The sequence below is a fragment of the Streptomyces sp. URMC 124 genome (genome assembly GCF_051386455.1).
Lineage (GTDB): Bacteria > Actinomycetota > Actinomycetes > Streptomycetales > Streptomycetaceae > Streptomyces.
Window position 1 is genome coordinate 1 of record NZ_JBPQTS010000450.1, and the last position, 275, is coordinate 275.

General features: G+C 50.5%; 1 protein-coding gene. It reads right to left on the reverse strand.

Annotated elements, in window-relative coordinates; all coding sequences use genetic code 11:
- Positions 1-259, reverse strand: a 259-nt coding sequence (locus tag ACSNOG_RS33305; RefSeq protein WP_436756403.1) for a stage V sporulation T C-terminal domain-containing protein, incomplete at its 3' end; no start/stop codon positions are given.
- Positions 260-275 lie beyond the last annotated feature (16 nt).

The following is a 275-nucleotide window of genomic DNA, read 5'->3' on the forward strand; positions in this document are numbered from 1 at the left end:
GCAAATTTCCGATCGGCTTGTCCAAATATTCCTTCTTGGAGCCGCCGGCTACGGCGATAAAGGAGTCACGATCCGAAATAATCGTAATGTGGCCCGTGCTTTCGTATAGGGATTCCGCGTATTCCTTCGCAAAATCGCCAAGCTCGCCGATTGGCGAATATTTCTTCAGAATGACTTCTCCATCCCGATCTACGAAAATTTCCAGCGGATCACCTTCGCGAATCCGTAATGTGCGTCGAATTTCTTTCGGGATGACCACGCGCCCGAGGTCATCG